Origin of the sequence: Jiangella aurantiaca, assembly GCF_004349105.1 — a bacterium.
GTDB classification, from domain to species: domain Bacteria; phylum Actinomycetota; class Actinomycetes; order Jiangellales; family Jiangellaceae; genus Jiangella; species Jiangella aurantiaca.
Genome location: NZ_SMLB01000042.1, coordinates 37,759 through 55,095 on the forward strand (window position 1 = coordinate 37,759; position 17,337 = coordinate 55,095).

Sequence of the window (17,337 nt, forward strand, 5' to 3'; positions counted from 1 at the left end):
CGACGGCGTCAGGCGACCGCCCGCTCGAGCGCCGTCGCCAGCAGCCCGGTCGCGACGCCCGGCCAGTCGCCGCCGGACGGGTCGCCCATCGCGCTGAACCCGACCACGACGACGATGTTGCCGACGCGGGCGACCCCGATACCGGCGAAGGAGCTCTCCGAGCCCGGATTGTCAGGGGTCGGGGTGTCCTCGACGGTCCAGGCGACGGCGTCGTCGGCGCCGTCCACCTCGACGGCGACCGGCTCGCCCACCGTCTGCTCGCGGAACTCGCCCACCTCGCCGCACACGTCCGGCAGCGAGGTGTGCGCGCCGACGAAGCGGAACACCGAGTCGCCGTCCGGCATCACCGCTACCCACTCGACGATGCTCGCGTCGAGCTCGTGGTTGTAGCCGAGCCCGCGGACGTCGGTGGCGCCGGAGCCCGCCGGGTCCTGGAGGCACGGCGTCCAGACCCCGCTCGGGTCCATGTCCGGCCGGCGGACGAAGCCGGTGGCGGTCCCGACCTGCGCGACGTCCTCCTCGGTGAGGAACGGGTCGTCGGCGAGCTGGAGCAGCTCCTCGGGCGGCGTCGTCGGATCGTCGGCCGGCTCGGTCGGGTCGTCGGCGGGGGCGCCGGTCGGGTCGACGGTCGGGCCGTCCGTGGGACCGCCCGCCGGCTCCTCCGTCGGGTCCGCTCCGGTGAGGTCCTCGGTGCCCGGTTCGGTCACGCAGGAGTCGCCGTACAGCACGTCGCACATCCGCCGCGCCGCCGCGACCGGCACCGCGAGGTCCAGCTCGACCTCGCCGGCCGTGTCAGCGGTGCTCTCCGTCTGGACGGTGACGCTGACGACGTCGCGGCTGCGCACGACGGCGACCACAGCGGCCGTGGCCTCCTGGTCGTTCGGGTCCATGTAGTAGCGGGTCATCCAGCCCTCGTCGCCCACGCCGGTGAGCCGCACGGTGTCGACGACCGCGGGCAACCCGTCGGCGCCCTCCTCGTCGAGGCACCCGGCCAACGCGTCGGCCAGCCCGGCGGCGCTGCCGCCGTCGCCGAACCGGACGAGGTCCTGCCGGACGCCGCCCGAGGCGGAGGCGAAGCCGGCTCGCGCGTGGTCCAGGACCGAGCTCATCGCCTCGACGGTGCGGGCGGGGTCGCAGGCGACCTCGGGGCCGGGCTCGTCGGCCGCGGCCCATGCGACCCCGGTGTCCCCGGCGATGTCCTCGGGTGTGAGCAGCGCGGCGCTCAGGTCGGACGCCGTCGCCGTGGGGTCGGGTGTCAGGGTGGACAGGGTGGCCGGCGGCGCCGGCTCGGGCGTCGTCGAGAGGTCCGACGGGCTGAGCACGAGCACGCCGGCCGCGACCGCCGCCACCCCGGCCAGCACCCCGCCGGTCACCTGGTGCCGGGTCCGGCGCGCCGCGCGCTTGCGAGCCGCCGAAGGGCCCGGCAGCGAGACGCCGTCGAGGTCGGCCGACAGTCCGGTGAGCCGGCGGCGCAGGTCGTCGTCGAAGCCGTCCGTCACGACGCCTCACCTCCCGCCTGGAGTCCCGCGGTGTCGCCGGTGTCGGTGAGCAGCTGCGCCAGTGCCGCCCGCCCCCGCGAGAGGCGCGCCTTGATGGTGCCGCTCGGCGTGCCGGTCTCCTTCGCGATGTCCTCGACGCTCATGCCGACCAGGTGGTGCAGGACGATCGCCTGCCGCTGGCTCTCCGGGATCTGCTTGAGCGCGGCGACCAGCGCGACGTGGTCCGGGTCGGGCGACGGCGTGTGGTCGGGCGCGCCGTGTTTGACCAGGGCCGTCACGCCGTTCTTGGCCTTGCGCCAGCGGCTGGCGGCGATGCGCCAGGCGACGGTGCGGATCCAGGCCTCGGGGCTGCTGGCCTGGCTGACCGTCTTCCACCGCTGCCAGGCGCGGGCGTACGCCTCCTGCGTGCACTCCTGCGCGTCGGCGAGGTTGCCGGTCATGGCGTACATCTGGTGCAGCACGCGGCGGTGGGTGGCGTTGTAGAACTCGTCGAAGTCGGCGGTGTTCGCGGCCATCGTCGTCACCCCCCGATCCGCTGCGCGGCCCGCTCGAGCAGCCGCTGCATCTGGTCGGGTGGGACGTCCACCCGGTCGACGCCGTAGTAGACGACGGTGACGACGTTCCCGCTGACCGCGGCGCCGTAGACGAACACCGTCCCGAACTCGGCGTTCTCCGCGCGCCAGGTGGCGGCCTCGTACCCGGCGGCGGAGATCGTTCCGGTGTTCTCGACCACGTCGCCGGGCTGGGTGAACTGGTCGGCCGCGGCCATCAGCTCCGCGTAGTGAGCACGTGCGCCCTCTGCGTCGGGGAACGTGGCGCGTTCCTGGGTGAGGTTCGGTCCGCCCAGTTCCAGCGGGTCGTTGTAGTGGCGCTGCGCCAGGCTCTCGGCGCCGTCGGCGAACGGGTCGCGGGTGAAGGCGACGTACCCGTAGTTGACGGGTCCGCCGTCGTCGCCGTTGCCGAGGACCTGGCTGCCGTCGCTGAGGGCCCCGAGCCCAGCCTCGGCGAGGTCGTCGATCGTGAGCCAGCCGTCGACGTCACCGGCCGGCTCCGGGTAGAGGCGCTCGACCTGGGGGTCGTCGGTGCACGACTCGCCGAACATGACGGTGCAGATGCGACCGATGGCGCCGACGGCCGACTCCCAGTCGCCGATGCCGTAGAACTCGGTGGTCACCTGTGCCTCGGCCACCATGGACACGACGTCATCCTGGCGCGAGAGACCGACGATGACGTTCAGGACGGACTCTTCCTGGAGCGTGGTCGGCGTGATGTAGCTCATCACCCAGGTCTCGTCGCCGGCCCCGCCGACGCTCCAGACGTAGACGAGCCGGGTGTCGGCGTCCGAGGCCGCCTCCACACACGCCTGCGCCTGGCTGCGCAGCTGATGGAGGCGGTCCGTGCCCGTGCCGGCCGGCGCCACCTCGATGAACTGTGTCGCGGTGTCGAACTCGCGGCCGGTGAAGTCGGCGCGGGCGGAGGCACGGGCATCCGGTGCGGGTGACTCCGGCACACAGAGGATCGGCTCGTTCGGCTCGCTGACGGCCGTCCATGCGTCGCTGTTGCGGAAGTCCTCCGGGAGCATCAGCGCCTCGGGCGGGATCACCACGTCGCCCGTCCGGTCGCCGTCGTCACCGTTCTGGCCAGCACCGGCGTCGGGGCTCTCCTCGCTGGTGGGGTCCGGGCTGGGGTCGACCGGCGGCGTCGACGGCGACTCCGTCGGCGTCGTGGGAACGGTGGTCGGGGTGGAGGTGTCGGTGCCCGTCTCGGCCGGCTCCGGCGATGCGACGAACTCCGGCGGGCTGACGGCGACCACGCCCAGCGCGACCGCCGCGACGCCCGCCAGCACCCCGCCGGTGACCTGGTGCCGGGTCCGCTGTGCGGCACGGCGCCGGGCGGCGGCCGGACCGGGCAGAGAGATGCCCACAAGGTCCGATTCGAGCGACGACAAGTGCCGGGAAAGGCTGTCGTCGGGGCTGTCAGACACAGTGGCCTCCGGTGAGAACGGCGAAGTCGCCGGGGAGAATACGAACCAGGGTGGCATGCGCCTTCGCGAGGCGGTTCTCGACGGTCGCGATTGACGTTCCGGTCTCGGCCGCGATCTCTCTGACCGCCGCACCGGCGAGATGCCGGACGACGATCGCGTAGCGCTGTTTCTCCGGCAGTCGCCGCAGCGCCGCGACGAGGTCCGCGGACCCGGTGCCGGGCGACGCGGGCGGTTTGGGGCCGCCGCGCGACCGGCCGCGCCACCGGCCGGACGCCAGCCGCCAGGCGGTGCCGCGGACCCAGGTTTCCGGGCTGGTGGCGGCGCTGACGGTCGACCAGTGGCGCCAGGCTCGCGCGTACGCCTCCTGGGTGCAGTCGCCGGCGCGCTCGAGGTCTCCGGTCAGCGCATAGAGCTGGTGCAGCACTCGGCGGCTCGTGGCGTCGTAGAACGCGTCGAAGTCCGCGGTATCGCGCATGCCGAAAACCTCCCCTGTGCCCGTCGCTCTCCGTTTACACCCAGGAGGACCCGTGAGCGCGCTCCACGGTTGCACGACGTATTCAGTGAACGGGCGCGTTTCCTCGTATTCCGCTCGTGGAAATGGCAGCTGATCAGGGCATGCCCGGCGTGGTGTCGCCGATTCGCGTGCCTTTTCCGGTGACGATGGAGACGTGGCCGACCTGCTGACCCGACCGCTGCTCCGGCGCGACGAGCCGGCGTGGGGGTCGCGGGTCCCGTGGCTGGCGGCCATAGTGGCGACGGCCTGGGCGCTGCTGGCCGGGTTCGCGCTGTGCGTGCTGCCGGGGGTGGCGGTCTGGATCGCCGAGGGCGCGGTCGGCCCGCTGGGCGGCCCGCTGCGGTTCGCCTCCCGGGTCTGGCTGACCGCGCACCGGGCCGGTCTCGAGGTCGGCGAGGGATCGTTCACGCTCGCTCCGCTCGGCCTCACATTGCTGTTCGTGCTGCTGCTGCACCGGTCGGCCCGGTGGGCGGCCCACTCGGCCGGGGTGGCGACGACGCGCGGCGCGGTCGCCGTCGTCGTGCCGGCCGTGATCACGTACGTCGTGGGCGCCGGGATCGTCGCGGCGCTCTCGGCCACCTCCGGCGTCGCGGGCGAGCCGCTCGAAGCGGTGCTGTGGGCGGCGCTGTGGTCCGGCGCCGCGGTGACGACCGGGGTGGCGCAGGAGTCCGGACTGCTGGCCGACTGGTGGTGGCGGGTGCCACCTCTCATGCGCGCGGCACTGGCCGGCGCGGCCGCGGCGGTGGCGGGGCTGGTCGGAGTGGGCGCGACGCTGCTGGGGGTCAGCCTCATCGCGCACACCGGCCGCATCGGGGACCTCGCCACCGCCCTGGACGCCGGTCCGCTCGGCGCGACGCTGCTCATCGTGGGCAGCGCGCTGCTGGTGCCGAACCTGGTGGTGTGGTCTGCGGCCTTCGCGCTCGGACCCGGCTTCGCGGTGGGGACGGCGACCTCGGTGGCGCCCGACGGGGTCACGCTCGGCCTGGTGCCGGCGGTCCCGGTGCTCGGCGCGCTGCCGGAGCGGCTACCCGGCTCGGTCACCTGGCTGGTGGTCGCCGGGCCGGTGCTGGCCGGCGTGCTGGCCGGGTTGATGGTGCACCGGCGGCTCGGCCCGGTCCCCACGCGCGGGGACGACGAAGGGGTCGGCGAAGAGGACGGCGATGGTGTGCCGCTGGGGCCGGCGCTCGGCGTGGCGGCCGGTACCGGCGCGATCGCGGCGGTCGCGATGGCCGTGCTGGCGCTGCTGTCCGGCGGGTCGGCCGGCGCGGAGCGGCTGACCGCACTCGGCCCGGTGCCGTGGGAGGTCGCGGCGGCGACGTTCGGGCTGGTCACGGTGCCCGCCGCGGTGGTCGTCCTGATCCTGCACTTCCGCCGGGCCGCCGGCGACCCGGAGCCGGCCGGCGGCACGGACGACGACGCGGCTGACGACGACCCGGCCGGCCCCGCCGCCACCACGGCGGAGAGCGAGCCGGACGCCGTGGACTCCGGCGGATCCGAGGCCGACCCGCCGCCCCCACCCCCGTCTGCCTCCGGCTGATGCCGGGTATTGTCGCCGGGTGACCTGCCGGATCGTGGTGCTGGTCTCGGGCGCCGGCAGCAACCTCGCCGCCCTGCTCGACGCCTGCGCCGACCCTTCTTACGGTGCGACGGTGGTGGCCGTCGGCGCCGACCGCGACGGCATCCGCGCGCTCGAGCTGGCCGCCGAGGCCGGTGTGCCGACGTTCGTCGAGCGAGTGAAGGACCACGCGGAGCGCGCCGACTGGGACCGCGCGCTGGCCGAGCGGACCGCCGAGCACGCGCCCGACCTTGTCGTCTCGGCGGGCTTCCTCAAGCTGGTCGGCCCGGCGTTCCTGCGCCGGTTCGGCGATCGCTACCTCAACACCCACAACGCGCTGCTGCCGTCGTTCCCGGGCATCCACGGCCCCCGCGACGCGCTCGCCTACGGCGTCAAGGTCACCGGCGCCACGCTGTTCTTCGTCGACGAGGGCGTCGACACCGGCCCGATCGTCGCGCAGGTCGCCGTCCCGGTGCTCGACGACGACACCGAGGAGACGCTCACCGAGCGGATCAAGGTCGCCGAGCGCGCCCAGCTGGTCGAGTACGTCGGCCGTCTGGCCCGTGAGGGCTGGACCATCAACGAGAGAAAGGTCACCGTCCCGTGAGCGAGGCCCGTACGCCGATCCGGCGCGCGCTGATCAGCGTCTACGACAAGACGGGGCTGGAGGAGCTGGCCCGCGGCCTGCACGCGGCCGGCGTCGCCATCGTCTCGACGGGGTCGACGGCGTCCCGCATCGCCGACGCCGGGGTGCCGGTGACGGCGGTCGAGGAGCTCACCGGGTTCCCGGAGTGCCTCGACGGGCGGGTCAAGACGCTGCACCCGAACGTGCACGCCGGCCTGCTCGCCGACGTCCGCCACGAGAGCCACCGCGCGCAGCTCGAGGAGCTCGGCATCGAGCCGTTCCAGCTGCTGGTCAGCAACCTTTACCCGTTCGCGCAGACGGTCGCGTCCGGCGCCGGGCCGGACGAGGTGATCGAGCAGATCGACATCGGCGGGCCGTCGATGGTCCGCGGCGCGGCGAAGAACCACGCCAACGTCGCCGTCGTCGTCGACCCCACCCGCTACGGCGAGGTTCTTGCCGCCGTCGACGCCGGCGGGTTCACGCTGGGCGAGCGGCAGCGGCTGGCGCTGCAGGCATTCACCCACACCGCCACCTACGACGTGCACGTCGCCTCGTGGCTGGGCAGCGTCGTCGCGCCGCCGGCCGACGGCACCGTCTTCCCGGAGTGGGTCGGCGGCACCTGGGAGCGCGGCGCCGTCCTGCGGTACGGCGAGAACCCGCACCAGGCCGCGGCGCTCTACCGCAGCGGCTTCGGCGCGCCCGGGCTGGCCGGCGCGGAGCAACTGCACGGCAAGGAGATGTCGTACAACAACTACGTCGACGCCGACGCCGCCTGGCGCTCGGCCCACGACTTCGCCGAGCCGGCCGTGGCGATCATCAAGCACGCGAACCCGTGCGGCATCGCCGTCGGCACCGACATCGCCGACGCGCACCGCAAGGCCAACGCGACCGACCCGGTGTCGGCGTACGGCGGTGTCATCGCGGCGAACCGGCCAGTGACGGCCGAGGCGGCGGAGCTGATCGCGACCATCTTCACCGAGGTCGTCGTCGCGCCCGACTTCGAGCCCGGCGCGTTGGACCTGCTGACGCGGAAGAAGAACGTGCGGCTGCTCCGGGTCGCCGGCACCGACATCCGGCCGGTCGAGACGCGGGCGATCTCCGGTGGCCTGCTCATGCAGCAGGTCGACCGCGTCGACGCACCCGGCGACGACCCCGCCACATGGACGCTGGCCGCCGGCGACCCCGTCGACGACACGGTGTTGGCGGATCTCGCGTTCGCCTGGCGGGCCGTGCGGTCGGTGAAGAGCAACGCGATCCTGCTGGCCAGCGGCGGTGCCGCGGTCGGCGTCGGCATGGGCCAGGTGAACCGGGTCGACTCCGCGCGCCTGGCGGTGACCCGCGCCGGCGACCGCGCGGCCGGCTCCGTCGGCGCCTCCGACGCGTTCTTCCCGTTCCCCGACGGCCTGCAGGTGCTGGCCGAGGTCGGCGTCCGCGCCGTCGTCCAGCCCGGTGGCTCGGTGCGCGACGAGGAGGTCGTGGCGGCCGCTCGCGAGGCCGGCATGACCATGTACTTCACCGGCACGCGGCACTTCTTCCACTGATGACCGCTGGCCGGGTCCTCGGCCGCCGGCCGGGTGCGTTGATCATGGAGAGACCCCCCTTTCGAGTGCTTCGAGAGGGGCGCTTTTCCATGATCAACAAGGATCGATGGTGCAATAGCGCGGGCGGGAAACGGTGATGGTCAGGTGGGCCGGCGGGGTAGGGTGACGACCATGGCAGCCAAGAAGTCCGGCGGCAACGACGATCTCAAGGCCAAGTTCCGCGAGGCCCTGGAGCGGAAGAAGTCCGCCGACCACGAACACCCGCACGAGGAAGCCTCCGGCACCGGCCCCTCGCACGAGGACGCCGCGAAGACCCAGCGGATGTTCCGCCGCAAGAGCGGCTGAGCACCGGTCGGCCGCCGGTCGGGCCATGCGAGAATCAGGTACGTGAGCGCGAAGATTCTCGACGGCAAGAACACCGCGGCCACCATCCGTTCCGAGCTCACCGCCCGGGTGAAGGCCCTGGGCGAGCGGGGGGTGGTGCCGGGGCTGGGCACGGTGCTGGTCGGCGACGATCCCGGCAGCCACGCCTACGTCGCCGGGAAGCATCGCGACTGCGCCGAGGTCGGCATCGAGTCGATCCAGGTCGAGCTGCCCGCCACGGCCACGCAGGCCGAGGTCGAGGCCGCCGTCGCCCAGCTCAACAAGGACCCCGCCTGCCACGGCTTCATCGTCCAGCTGCCGCTGCCGAAGGGATTGGACGAGGAGCGGGTGCTGTCGGCCGTCGACCCATCCAAGGACGCCGATGGCCTGCATCCGCAGAATCTCGGCAAGCTGGTGCTCATGCAGCCGGCACCGCTGCCATGCACGCCGCGCGGCTGCCTCGAGCTGCTGCGCCGCTACGACGTCGCCACTGACGGCGCCGAGCTGGTGGTCGTCGGGCGTGGTGTCACCGCGGGCCGTCCGATGGGCCTGCTGTTCTCGCGTCGCAGTGAGAACGCCACCGTCACGATCTGCCACACCGGCACGCGCGACCTCGTCGGCACGGTACGGCGCGCCGATATCGTCATCGCCGCGGCCGGTGTGCCGGGGGTCGTCACCGCCGACATGATCAAGCCGGGAGCGGCCGTCCTCGACGTCGGCATCACCCGGGTCGTGGGGCCCGACGGCAAGGGCCGCTACACCGGCGACGTCGCGCCCGAGGTGCGCGAGGTCGCGGGCTATCTCGCGCCGATGCCCGGCGGCATCGGCCCCATGACTCGTGCAATGCTGTTGGCCAACGTCGTGGAGGCGGCCGAGGCGGCCGTCACCGCGTAGGCCGGACCCACGCCTGGCGAGCGGATCGGCGGCCTCACGCCGGTTCGTTCTTCCCCTTGAGGAGGACTCATTTCATGGCCGAGAAGTCTCCGCGCGGCCTCGCCGACGTCGTGGCCGCGTCCACGTCGATCTCCGACATCGACGGGCGAGCGGGTCGGCTCTCCTACCGCGGCTACGACATCCACGACATCGCCGGGCGCATCTCCTTCGAGGAGTGCGTCCATCTGCTACAGCGAGGCACGCTGCCCACCCAGGCCGAGCTCGACGGCCTGATGGCCGAACTGGCCGACGGCCGCCGCTACGGCTCGGTGGCCACCACCCTGCTCCCGTACGTCGTGCAGAGCGGCACCCCGATGGAGGCCCTGCGCACGCTGGTGTCGTCGCTGGCCATCGACGACCCCGACGCCACCGACGCGTCCATCGAGGCCGACCGCCGCAAGGCCACCCGGCTCGTCGCGCAGATGCCGGTACTGGTGGCCTCGTACGAGGCGCAGCGGTCCCGCCGCGAGGTCCCCGACGCCGATCCCGAGCTGGGCATCGCCGGCAACTTCCTGCTGCAGATCACCGGCGAGCGGCCGGCGCCGCGGGCCGCGGAGATCTTCGACGAGTGCCTGGTGCTGCACGCCGACCACACGATGAACGCGTCGACGTTCACCGCCCGAGTCATCGCCGCCACGCTCTCCGACATGCACTCGGCCATCACCGGAGCCATGGGCGCGCTGCGCGGCCCGCTGCACGGCGGCGCCAACGAGGCGGTCATGAAGACCCTCACGTCCATTGGAGGAGAGGTTGGCGACGTCGATGCGTTCGTCCGTGACGAGCTGGCCGGCGGCCGCAAGATCATGGGATTCGGCCATCGCGTCTACAAGACCGAGGATCCGCGGGCCACGCACCTGCGCAAGATGAGCGAGGAGTTGGCCGACCTCACCGGCAACCGCCGCTACTACGAGTTCTCCCGCCGCATGGAGCAGGTGGTGCTCGACGAGAAGGGCCTGTACCCGAACGTCGACTTCTTCGCCGCCAGCGTCTACCACGCGCTGGGCATCCCGACCGGCCTGTTCACACCGGTGTTCGCCATATCGCGAATGAGCGGCTGGACGGCACACGTCATCGAGCAACACGAGGACAATCGACTCATCAGGCCCGACAGCGACTACACCGGGCCGCACGACCAGCAGTGGGTGGAGATCTCGAAGCGGTGAGCACACGCGCCGGTACCCATCGCGCGGCGGCCAGCAGCCGCTGGGCCCAGGCCGCCGAGCGGCGGCTCATGCCCGCGAGCTGGCTGCGCGCGGTGTTCCGGCAGTGGCCGCTGCTGCTGGTGCTCGCCGTCGTCGCCGTCGGCACGTTCATCGTCGCGGACAACCACTTCCGCCGTGGCACGTTCATCATCGCCGGCGGCGTGTGCCTGGCGGCGGTCCTGCGCGCGGTGCTGCCCAGCGGCGTCGCCGGCCTGCTCAAGGTGCGTTCGCGCGCACTCGACCTGTTGACGCTGGGGTTCCTCGGGGCGGGGACCCTGATCGCGTCGCTCATCGTCCCGCCCCCGTCCTGACACCGCGATTCCGTCGCAGCTCATCGAGGAGAGATTCACCATGGCCCAGGCGCCCGTCAACGTCACCGTCACCGGCGCGGCCGGTCAGATCGGCTACGCCCTGCTGTTCCGGGTGGCGTCCGGCCAGCTGCTGGGCGCCGACACCCCGGTGCGGCTCAAGCTGCTGGAGATCCCGCAGGCGGTCAAGGCGGCCGAGGGCACCGCCATGGAGCTGGACGACTGCGCGTTCCCGCTGCTCAGCGGCATCGACATCTACGACGACCCGCGTCCGGCGTTCGACGGCGTCAACGTCGCCCTGCTGGTCGGGGCGCGGCCGCGGACGAAGGGCATGGAGCGCGGCGACCTGCTCGAGGCCAACGGCGGCATCTTCAAGCCGCAGGGCGAGGCGATCAACGCCGGCGCCGCCGACGACGTGCGCGTGCTGGTGGTCGGCAACCCGGCCAACACCAACGCGCTGATCGCCCAGTCGCACGCGCCGGACGTCCCCGCCGACCGGTTCACCGCGATGACGCGCCTCGACCACAACCGCGCGCTGTCGCAGCTGTCGGCGAAGCTGGGCGTCGGCGTCTCGGACATCAGCAAGCTGACCATTTGGGGCAACCACTCCGCCACCCAGTACCCGGACATCTTCCACGCCGAGGTCGCCGGGAAGCCGGCGTCTGAGCTGATCGACGAGGCGTGGCTGACCGACGACTTCATCCCGACGGTGGCCAAGCGCGGCGCCGCGATCATCGAGGCGCGCGGCGCGTCGTCCGCGGCGTCGGCGGCCAACGCGGCCATCGACCACGTCTACGACTGGGTCAACGGCACCCCGGAGGGCGACTGGACGTCGGCCGCCATCGTGTCCGACGGCTCGTACGGGGTACCGGAGGGGCTGATCTCGTCGTTCCCGGTGGTCTCGCGCGGCGGCGCCTGGGAGATCGTCCAGGGCCTCGAGGTCAGCGACTTCTCCCGGCAGCGCATCGACGCGTCGGTGCAGGAACTGACCGAGGAGCGCGACGCGGTGGGGGCGCTGGGGCTCATCTGAGCGTCTGTTATCTTGACGTCGAGACAAACATTCTCATCCGGGAGTTGCTGACATCATGGCGAAGATCAAGGTAGCCGGGCCCGTCGTCGAGCTCGACGGCGACGAGATGACGCGGATCATCTGGGCGTTCATCAAGGACCGCCTGATCCACCCGTACCTCGACATCGACCTGCGCTACTACGACCTGTCGATCCAGAACCGCGACGCCACCGACGACCAGGTGACCGTCGACGCCGCACACGCCATCAAGGAGCACGGCGTCGGTGTCAAGTGCGCCACCATCACGCCCGACGAGGCGCGGGTCGAGGAGTTCGGCCTGAAGAAGATGTGGCGCTCGCCCAACGGCACCATCCGCAACATCCTCGGCGGCGTGATCTTCCGCGAGCCCATCGTCATCAGCAACATCCCGCGGCTGGTGCCGGGCTGGACCAAGCCGATCATCGTCGGCCGTCACGCGCACGGCGACCAGTACAAGGCGACGGACTTCAAGGTGGCGGGCGCGGGCACCGTCACCATCACCTACACCCCGGCCGACGGCTCCGAGCCGATCCAGCACGAGGTCGCCCAGCTGCCCGAGGACGGTGGCGTCGTCATGGGCATGTACAACTTCAACAGGTCCATCGAGGACTTCGCCCGGGCGTCGATGTCGTACGGCCTGCAGCGCGGCTACCCGGTGTACCTGTCGACGAAGAACACCATCCTCAAGGCGTACGACGGCGCCTTCAAGGACATCTTCGCCGACGTCTACGAGCGCGAGTTCAAGGCCGACTTCGAGGAGGCCGGGCTCACCTACGAGCACCGCCTCATCGACGACATGGTCGCCGCGTCGCTCAAGTGGGAGGGCGGCTACGTCTGGGCCTGCAAGAACTACGACGGCGACGTCCAGTCCGACACCGTCGCGCAGGGCTTCGGCTCGCTCGGCCTCATGACGTCGGTGCTCATGACGCCCGACGGCAAGACGATCGAGGCCGAGGCCGCGCACGGCACCGTCACCCGGCACTACCGCCAGCACCAGGCCGGCAAGCCGACCTCCACCAACCCGATCGCCTCGATCTTCGCGTGGACCGGCGGCCTCAAGCACCGCGGCAAGCTCGACAACACGCCTGACGTCACCCAGTTCGCCGAGACGCTCGAGGACGTCATCGTCAAGACCGTCGAATCCGGCGTCATGACGAAGGACCTCGCGCTGCTCGTCGGCCCGGACCAGGAGTGGAAGACCACCGAGGAGTTCCTCGGCGCGCTCGACGAGAACCTCGCCAAGCGGCTGGTCTGAGCCCGGCCCTGACGTTCGCCGTGCGGCCGAGCCCGTAGGCTCGGTCGCATGGTGGACGAGGAGACGTTCCGGGCGCTGGCGCGCTCGTCGCCCTGGCGGTGGCGGTCGGTGGAACTGACCCGCACGCTGGTGGGCGACGCGATCACGGCCGACCACGCCGTGCGGGCGTGGATCGACCGGCCCGGCCGCATGCGTGTCGTCGAGCCCGACGGCACCGAACACCTCGTCGACGAGACCCCCGCCGAGCGCGGGCTCGTGCTCGTCGCGACCTCCGACGGGTCGCCGGTGGAGCCGCCGGCCATCACCGTCCCGCTCGACCCCGACGCCCCGCGGCCGGTGCTGCGGCCCGACGGGCTGGTCGCCCAGCGGCCGTCCGACGTCACCGTCGCCTACGACGACCCGATGTACGAGAACTACCTCTGGGTCGCCATGCTCGACCCGGTCGAGCTCGCCGACGGCATCGACGTGCTGTCGGTGCGCGAGCAGGTCCGCGAAGGACGTGACACCCTCGAGGCGTCCGTCCGGCCCACCGGCGCCTACGACCCGCGCTGCACCTGCTGCGCGCTGCTGTTCGGCGAGGTCGCGGCCGACCTGCTGCACGCCGAGGGCGGACCGCAGCCCGAGAACCGCGCGTTCGCCGACGAGTTCGCCGTCGCCCTCGACGTCGAGACCGGCATCTGCGTGCGGCTGCGCGAGGTGGGCGGCGACGACGACGGTGCCGGCTTCGACGTCAGGATCGCCGCCGTCACTCCCGCGTGAGCGTCGAGCGCATCAGCGTCACGTTGTACGGACCCCACTGGGTCAGCGCGAAGTAGAGGTCCGGGCCGCTGGACCACGGGTGCAGGAAGCCGCCGTACAGCGCCGGGTACTCCGCGCCGTCGACGATGACCTGCTCCTCGCCCCACGGACCGGTCGGGCCGGGCGCGTCGCGCAGCACGATCTGCGCCCGCGACTCGTCCAGGTAGGTCATCAGCCAGCGGCCGGTGTACTCGTTGTACTGCACGGACAGCTCGCCGATCGGGCCGCCGGCGATGGGCGCGGCGGTGGCCTCCGACGGCGACCAGTCCGAGCCGTCCCAGTACCGGTAGGCGTCCTTGTCCAGCACATTGCCGGCCGGGACCCGAGCCACGTGCGCGTCGCCCCAGCGGCCGTTGGGTGTGCCGAACAGGTAGACGTGGCCGCGATGCCGGGCGAACGCCGTCATCTGGAAATGGCTGTCCCACTCCGGCGTGTTCGGCCAGACGGCGTCCGGGTCCTTCGTCCACGTCTCGCCGTTGTCGTCGGACCACGCGATGCCCGAATGGTTCGTGAACCAGGTGCCGGCCGGGCCCCAGTGGTTCACCGACATGTAGTGGATGTAGCTGCGGCCGCCGACCGCGATGCCGGCGGTCGGGATCACCGTCTCCTCGACGCCGTTCTGCTTCAGGCAGTCCAGCAGCTGGCCGGCGTGGCCGGGACGGTCCTGCACCATCGTGTCGAACGTCATGCCGTCGGCGAGGTCGCGATCGGACGACTTAGCCAGCACGTTGCAGCGCCAATCGGCCTCGCGCGGCCCGGCGCCGTTGCCGCCCCAGTCCTCGCCGTACGTATCGCCGAAGGCCATCAGCACCTCGCCGGCGCCGTTGTCCCACATGATGCCGAGATCGGTGCCGTACACCTGGTAGTTCGCCGCGGTCTCGTTGATCGATCCGGCGCCCGTGAGTCGCGCCACCGGCACGCCGCGGGTGACGGTCACGCCGTCCGCCGCGGTGGTCGACGGCGCCGGCTCGCTCTCCGCGGCGGGTGCGGCGAGGGCGGTGGCGAGCACGAGGCCCGCGCCGGTCAGGATCGGCAGTAGCGGTCGCACGAGATCTCCTTCGACGTCGGCGGCGGAGCGGAGAAATCGATTTCCAGCCTAAGAAGCCCCGACCGGGTGGGTCAAGGGGTCGAGAGCGTCTAAAGAGCCTCTCCTGCTGCTTCCCTGGGCCGGTCTCGCCGTGCGGCAATACCGATGGTGACGGCCCACGGTGTGCCGGGCACGACCGTGATCACGAGGGAGTTCTCCCTGCTCTGGCGGGGTGAACTTCAGGCGGGTGAGGTTGCCCGCGCGGCAGGTGACGACACCGGCTGGTGCCCGGCAAACCGGCGAATGCCCGCCCCGCCGGCGGATGCCAGGCCGATCCCGGCTGTCTCCGGCGGTTTCGCGGGCATCCGCCGGTTTCGCGAGTACCAGCGACGGCACCGTTCCACGATCGGACCTGAGGCGCTCACCCACCCACGGAAACAGCAGGAGAGCGTCGAAGATCAGGACAGCCGGAGCGAGCTGGCGCGCACCTGCAGCTGCGTGGGCAGGACGATGCGCGTGACGTCGGCATCGGGCTTGGCGAGGCGCCGGGTCAGCAGCTGGCCCGCCTGCCGGCCGACCTCGTAGGCCGGCTGCGCCACCGTCGTGAGCGTGGGCCGGATGAGGTCGGCCCATGGGATGGAGTCGAAGCCCACCACGGCGATGTCGGCCGGGACCGCGCGGTCGCGCTGGACCAGGCACTCCATGGCGCCGACCGTCATGAGGTTGTTCGCCGCGAACAGCGCGTCGGGCTCGGCGCCGTCGTCGAGCAACGACGCCATGGCCTCGTAGCCGCCGCGCTCGCGGAAGTCGGCGAACCGCAGCAGCGCGGGGTCCAGGGGCAGGCCGGCGGCCGTGAGTGCGCGCCGGTAGCCCTCGTAGCGCGAGGTGGCGGTGCTGAGCCAGCGCGGCCCGCCGATGCAGGCGATGCGGCGGTAGCCCTGCTCGACGAGGTGCGTGGTGGCCAGTTCGGCGCCGTGCTCGTTGTCGACCAGCACGGTGTCGGTGGGCGATCCCTGCAGCTCGCGGTCAATGACGACGACCGGGCAGCCGGCGTCCTGCAGCAGCTTGACGTCGTCTACGCGGTTGGACGACGGCGAGATGATGACCCCGGCCATCTGCTCGGTGAGCGCCGCGGCGATGTAGTTGGACTCCTTCTCGGGGTTCTCGTCGCTGTTGCAGAGCACGACGGAGTAACCGGCGGTCAGCGCGATGTCCTCGACACCGCGGACCATCGCGGTGAAGAACGGGTTCTCGACGTCGGAGATGATGACCGCCCACAGCGTGGTGCGGCTGCGGCGCAGGTTGCGGGCCACGGCGTTGCGGCGGTAGCCCAGCTCGGCGACGGACGACGTGACCCGCTCCGCGAGTGTGGGGTCGACCTGCGTGTGCCCGTTGAGCACCCGCGAGACCGTCGCCGCCGAGACGCCGGCATGGCGTGCGACATCGTAGATCGTGACCACCCCGTGCCCTCCCTCGCCGACAACCAGCGTCGTTAGATCCTAGTCCAGGGTGGAATCGATTTCCGAGCCGGTTTCCGTCGGACGCCTCCCGCGTGTCAGTCCACCTCCATGGCGATGAGGTCCGGTGTGGGCGGCCGCTGCGCGAGCGCCGGAGCGTCGAGGTAGAACAGCGCGGTGGAGGCGATGTCGTCGCTGGTGGGCCGGTACCGGTGCGGCAGCCCGTTGTGGTGTCCCGGGCCGATGCCGAGGCTCTGGACGGTCACGCGCAGGTCGGTGCCGAACCGGACGGGGTCGGCGACGTGCCAGCGGTACATGCCGAACCGCTGCTGGCTGACGTAGAGCCCGTCGGGACGCAGGACCTGGTGCAGGCCGAGGTACGGCGTGCTGAACGTGGTGTAGCCCTGGCCGGGCACGTCGAAGTTCCAGGCGCCGCCGAAGTAGTCCTCGGTGCCGGTGCCGCAGATGGTGGGGAACTCGTCGTCGCCGTCGAGGTAGAACTTCACCTCACCCTCGCCCCACCAGCCCGGGTCGTTGACACCCCAGGCCAGGTAGGTGCCGACGTAGTGACCGGCGCCCTCGACGCCGTCGAGCACCGTGTGCACCTCGCCGCGCGGCACCGGGTGGCTGCGCCGCCAGTGGGCGTGCAGGTAGGCCGAGTCGTCGGCGACGTCGCCGAGCTCGTAGTCGATCTGGTAGTAGAGGATGACCTCCTCGGCCGACAGGTTCTCGAGCGTGACGCGCGCGGCGGTGCGGAACGGCATCGGCCAGTAGGCGTTGAAGCCGCCGTTCGGGTTGACCGCCACGGTCTGCGACGACACCTGGCTGAACGTGTTCCAGCCCTGGCAGAAGAAGTCGCCCAGCGGCACCTCGACGGCGGGATCCTGTGCGCCGTCCCAGTACATCCGCAGCACCGTGCCCCGCCAGGCGCGGTGTGGCGCGGTGGTGCACCAGACGTGGGTGACGACGCCGGGCCCGTCGATCTCGCCCAGCACGGCCGTCTCGCCGGGCGCGATGCGGATGCTGGGCGAGATCTTCCAGCCCCGGCCGAGGTCGCCGGCGGCCTGCGCCCCGGTGCCCTCGGTGGCCATGCCACCGCGGCCCTTCTCGCCGGTGGGGTTCTCGGCACTGATCGAGCGGCTGACGCGGGACGATCGGCGGGCCAGCGACTGCAGGCCGGTCGGGTCGTCGAGCACGGTGGCGTCTCCTTCGTCGGGCGGGTGGGACG

General features: G+C 72.0%; 17 protein-coding genes. 10 read left to right on the forward strand and 7 right to left on the reverse strand.

Features of this window, described 5'->3' with window-relative positions:
- Positions 1–8: 8 nt before the first annotated feature.
- From E1262_RS22950 to E1262_RS22965, 4 genes are read right to left on the reverse strand one after another with little or no spacing between them, the layout of a single operon-like run.
- Entirely contained in the window at positions 9–1,499 is a 1,491-nt protein-coding gene (locus E1262_RS22950; protein WP_132105986.1) for a hypothetical protein, read from the reverse strand.
- Complete coding sequence (locus E1262_RS22955) at positions 1,496–2,014, reverse strand: SigE family RNA polymerase sigma factor (RefSeq protein ID WP_132105988.1); 519 nt, start codon at positions 2,012–2,014, stop codon at positions 1,496–1,498. Before E1262_RS22955 ends, E1262_RS22950 begins: the two co-directional genes overlap by 4 nt.
- A 5-nt stretch (positions 2,015–2,019) precedes the next feature.
- Positions 2,020–3,423: a hypothetical protein gene (locus tag E1262_RS22960; protein ID WP_132105990.1), complete on the reverse strand. Its 1,404-nt coding sequence runs from the start codon at positions 3,421–3,423 to the stop codon at positions 2,020–2,022.
- A gap of 52 nt (positions 3,424–3,475) precedes the next feature.
- Complete coding sequence (locus tag E1262_RS22965; RefSeq protein WP_132105992.1) at positions 3,476–3,958, reverse strand: RNA polymerase sigma factor; 483 nt, start codon at positions 3,956–3,958, stop codon at positions 3,476–3,478.
- Between the two features lie 193 nt (positions 3,959–4,151).
- Between E1262_RS22965 and E1262_RS22970 the strand changes: the two genes are divergently transcribed.
- From E1262_RS22970 to E1262_RS23010, 10 genes are all read left to right on the forward strand, one after another.
- Complete coding sequence (locus tag E1262_RS22970; protein WP_132105994.1) at positions 4,152–5,534, forward strand: cell division protein PerM; 1,383 nt, start codon at positions 4,152–4,154, stop codon at positions 5,532–5,534.
- A gap of 19 nt (positions 5,535–5,553) precedes the next feature.
- Entirely contained in the window at positions 5,554–6,159 is a 606-nt protein-coding gene (gene purN, locus E1262_RS22975) for a phosphoribosylglycinamide formyltransferase (protein ID WP_132105996.1), read from the forward strand.
- Entirely contained in the window at positions 6,156–7,718 is a 1,563-nt protein-coding gene (purH, locus tag E1262_RS22980) for a bifunctional phosphoribosylaminoimidazolecarboxamide formyltransferase/IMP cyclohydrolase (protein WP_132105998.1), read from the forward strand. Before purN ends, purH begins: the two co-directional genes overlap by 4 nt.
- A gap of 171 nt (positions 7,719–7,889) precedes the next feature.
- Positions 7,890–8,063 (forward strand): DUF5302 domain-containing protein, encoded by a 174-nt coding sequence (locus E1262_RS30490; RefSeq protein ID WP_162606038.1) that lies wholly within the window; start codon positions 7,890–7,892, stop codon positions 8,061–8,063.
- A gap of 42 nt (positions 8,064–8,105) precedes the next feature.
- On the forward strand, positions 8,106–8,975 hold the full coding sequence (locus tag E1262_RS22985) for a bifunctional methylenetetrahydrofolate dehydrogenase/methenyltetrahydrofolate cyclohydrolase (RefSeq protein WP_132106000.1): 870 nt from the start codon (positions 8,106–8,108) through the stop codon (positions 8,973–8,975).
- A 74-nt stretch (positions 8,976–9,049) separates the two neighbouring features.
- Positions 9,050–10,177, forward strand: coding sequence for a citrate/2-methylcitrate synthase (locus tag E1262_RS22990; RefSeq protein WP_132106002.1), 1,128 nt, complete (start codon positions 9,050–9,052; stop codon positions 10,175–10,177).
- Complete coding sequence (locus E1262_RS22995; protein ID WP_203454245.1) at positions 10,174–10,527, forward strand: DUF3017 domain-containing protein; 354 nt, start codon at positions 10,174–10,176, stop codon at positions 10,525–10,527. The genes E1262_RS22990 and E1262_RS22995 overlap by 4 nt, the downstream gene beginning before the upstream one ends.
- Before the next feature lie 40 nt (positions 10,528–10,567).
- Entirely contained in the window at positions 10,568–11,554 is a 987-nt protein-coding gene (locus E1262_RS23000; RefSeq protein ID WP_132106004.1) for a malate dehydrogenase, read from the forward strand.
- A 55-nt stretch (positions 11,555–11,609) separates the two neighbouring features.
- Positions 11,610–12,827, forward strand: coding sequence for an NADP-dependent isocitrate dehydrogenase (locus tag E1262_RS23005; protein WP_132106006.1), 1,218 nt, complete (start codon positions 11,610–11,612; stop codon positions 12,825–12,827).
- A gap of 48 nt (positions 12,828–12,875) precedes the next feature.
- Positions 12,876–13,586, forward strand: coding sequence for a hypothetical protein (locus E1262_RS23010; RefSeq protein ID WP_132106008.1), 711 nt, complete (start codon positions 12,876–12,878; stop codon positions 13,584–13,586).
- Here the strand turns inward: E1262_RS23010 and E1262_RS23015 are convergent.
- The 3 genes from E1262_RS23015 to E1262_RS23025 all read right to left on the reverse strand — a co-directional run bounded on the left by E1262_RS23015 (position 13,573) and on the right by E1262_RS23025 (position 17,305).
- Entirely contained in the window at positions 13,573–14,673 is a 1,101-nt protein-coding gene (locus tag E1262_RS23015; RefSeq protein WP_203454247.1) for a DUF4185 domain-containing protein, read from the reverse strand. The genes E1262_RS23010 and E1262_RS23015 overlap by 14 nt on opposite strands.
- 437 nt (positions 14,674–15,110) lie before the next feature.
- Positions 15,111–16,112 carry a LacI family DNA-binding transcriptional regulator gene (locus E1262_RS23020; RefSeq protein ID WP_132106010.1) on the reverse strand — a complete coding sequence of 334 codons (1,002 nt, stop codon included), beginning with the start codon at positions 16,110–16,112 and terminating at the stop codon, positions 15,111–15,113.
- A gap of 95 nt (positions 16,113–16,207) precedes the next feature.
- Complete coding sequence (locus E1262_RS23025; protein ID WP_420810554.1) at positions 16,208–17,305, reverse strand: glycoside hydrolase family 172 protein; 1,098 nt, start codon at positions 17,303–17,305, stop codon at positions 16,208–16,210.
- Positions 17,306–17,337: the final 32 nt, after the last annotated feature.

Excerpts from the sequence above, each read along its gene's own strand:
- E1262_RS23000 (WP_132106004.1), top strand. The coding sequence starts at position 10,568 with ATGGCCCAGGCGCCCGTCAACGTCACCGTCACCGGCGCGGCCGGTCAG.
- E1262_RS23010 (WP_132106008.1), top strand. The coding sequence starts at position 12,876 with ATGGTGGACGAGGAGACGTTCCGGGCGCTGGCGCGCTCGTCGCCCTGG.
- E1262_RS23005 (WP_132106006.1), top strand. The coding sequence starts at position 11,610 with ATGGCGAAGATCAAGGTAGCCGGGCCCGTCGTCGAGCTCGACGGCGAC.
- E1262_RS22955 (WP_132105988.1), bottom strand. The coding sequence starts at position 2,014 with ATGGCCGCGAACACCGCCGACTTCGACGAGTTCTACAACGCCACCCAC.
- E1262_RS22965 (WP_132105992.1), bottom strand. The coding sequence starts at position 3,958 with ATGCGCGATACCGCGGACTTCGACGCGTTCTACGACGCCACGAGCCGC.
- E1262_RS30490 (WP_162606038.1), top strand. The coding sequence starts at position 7,890 with ATGGCAGCCAAGAAGTCCGGCGGCAACGACGATCTCAAGGCCAAGTTC.
- E1262_RS22990 (WP_132106002.1), top strand. The coding sequence starts at position 9,050 with ATGGCCGAGAAGTCTCCGCGCGGCCTCGCCGACGTCGTGGCCGCGTCC.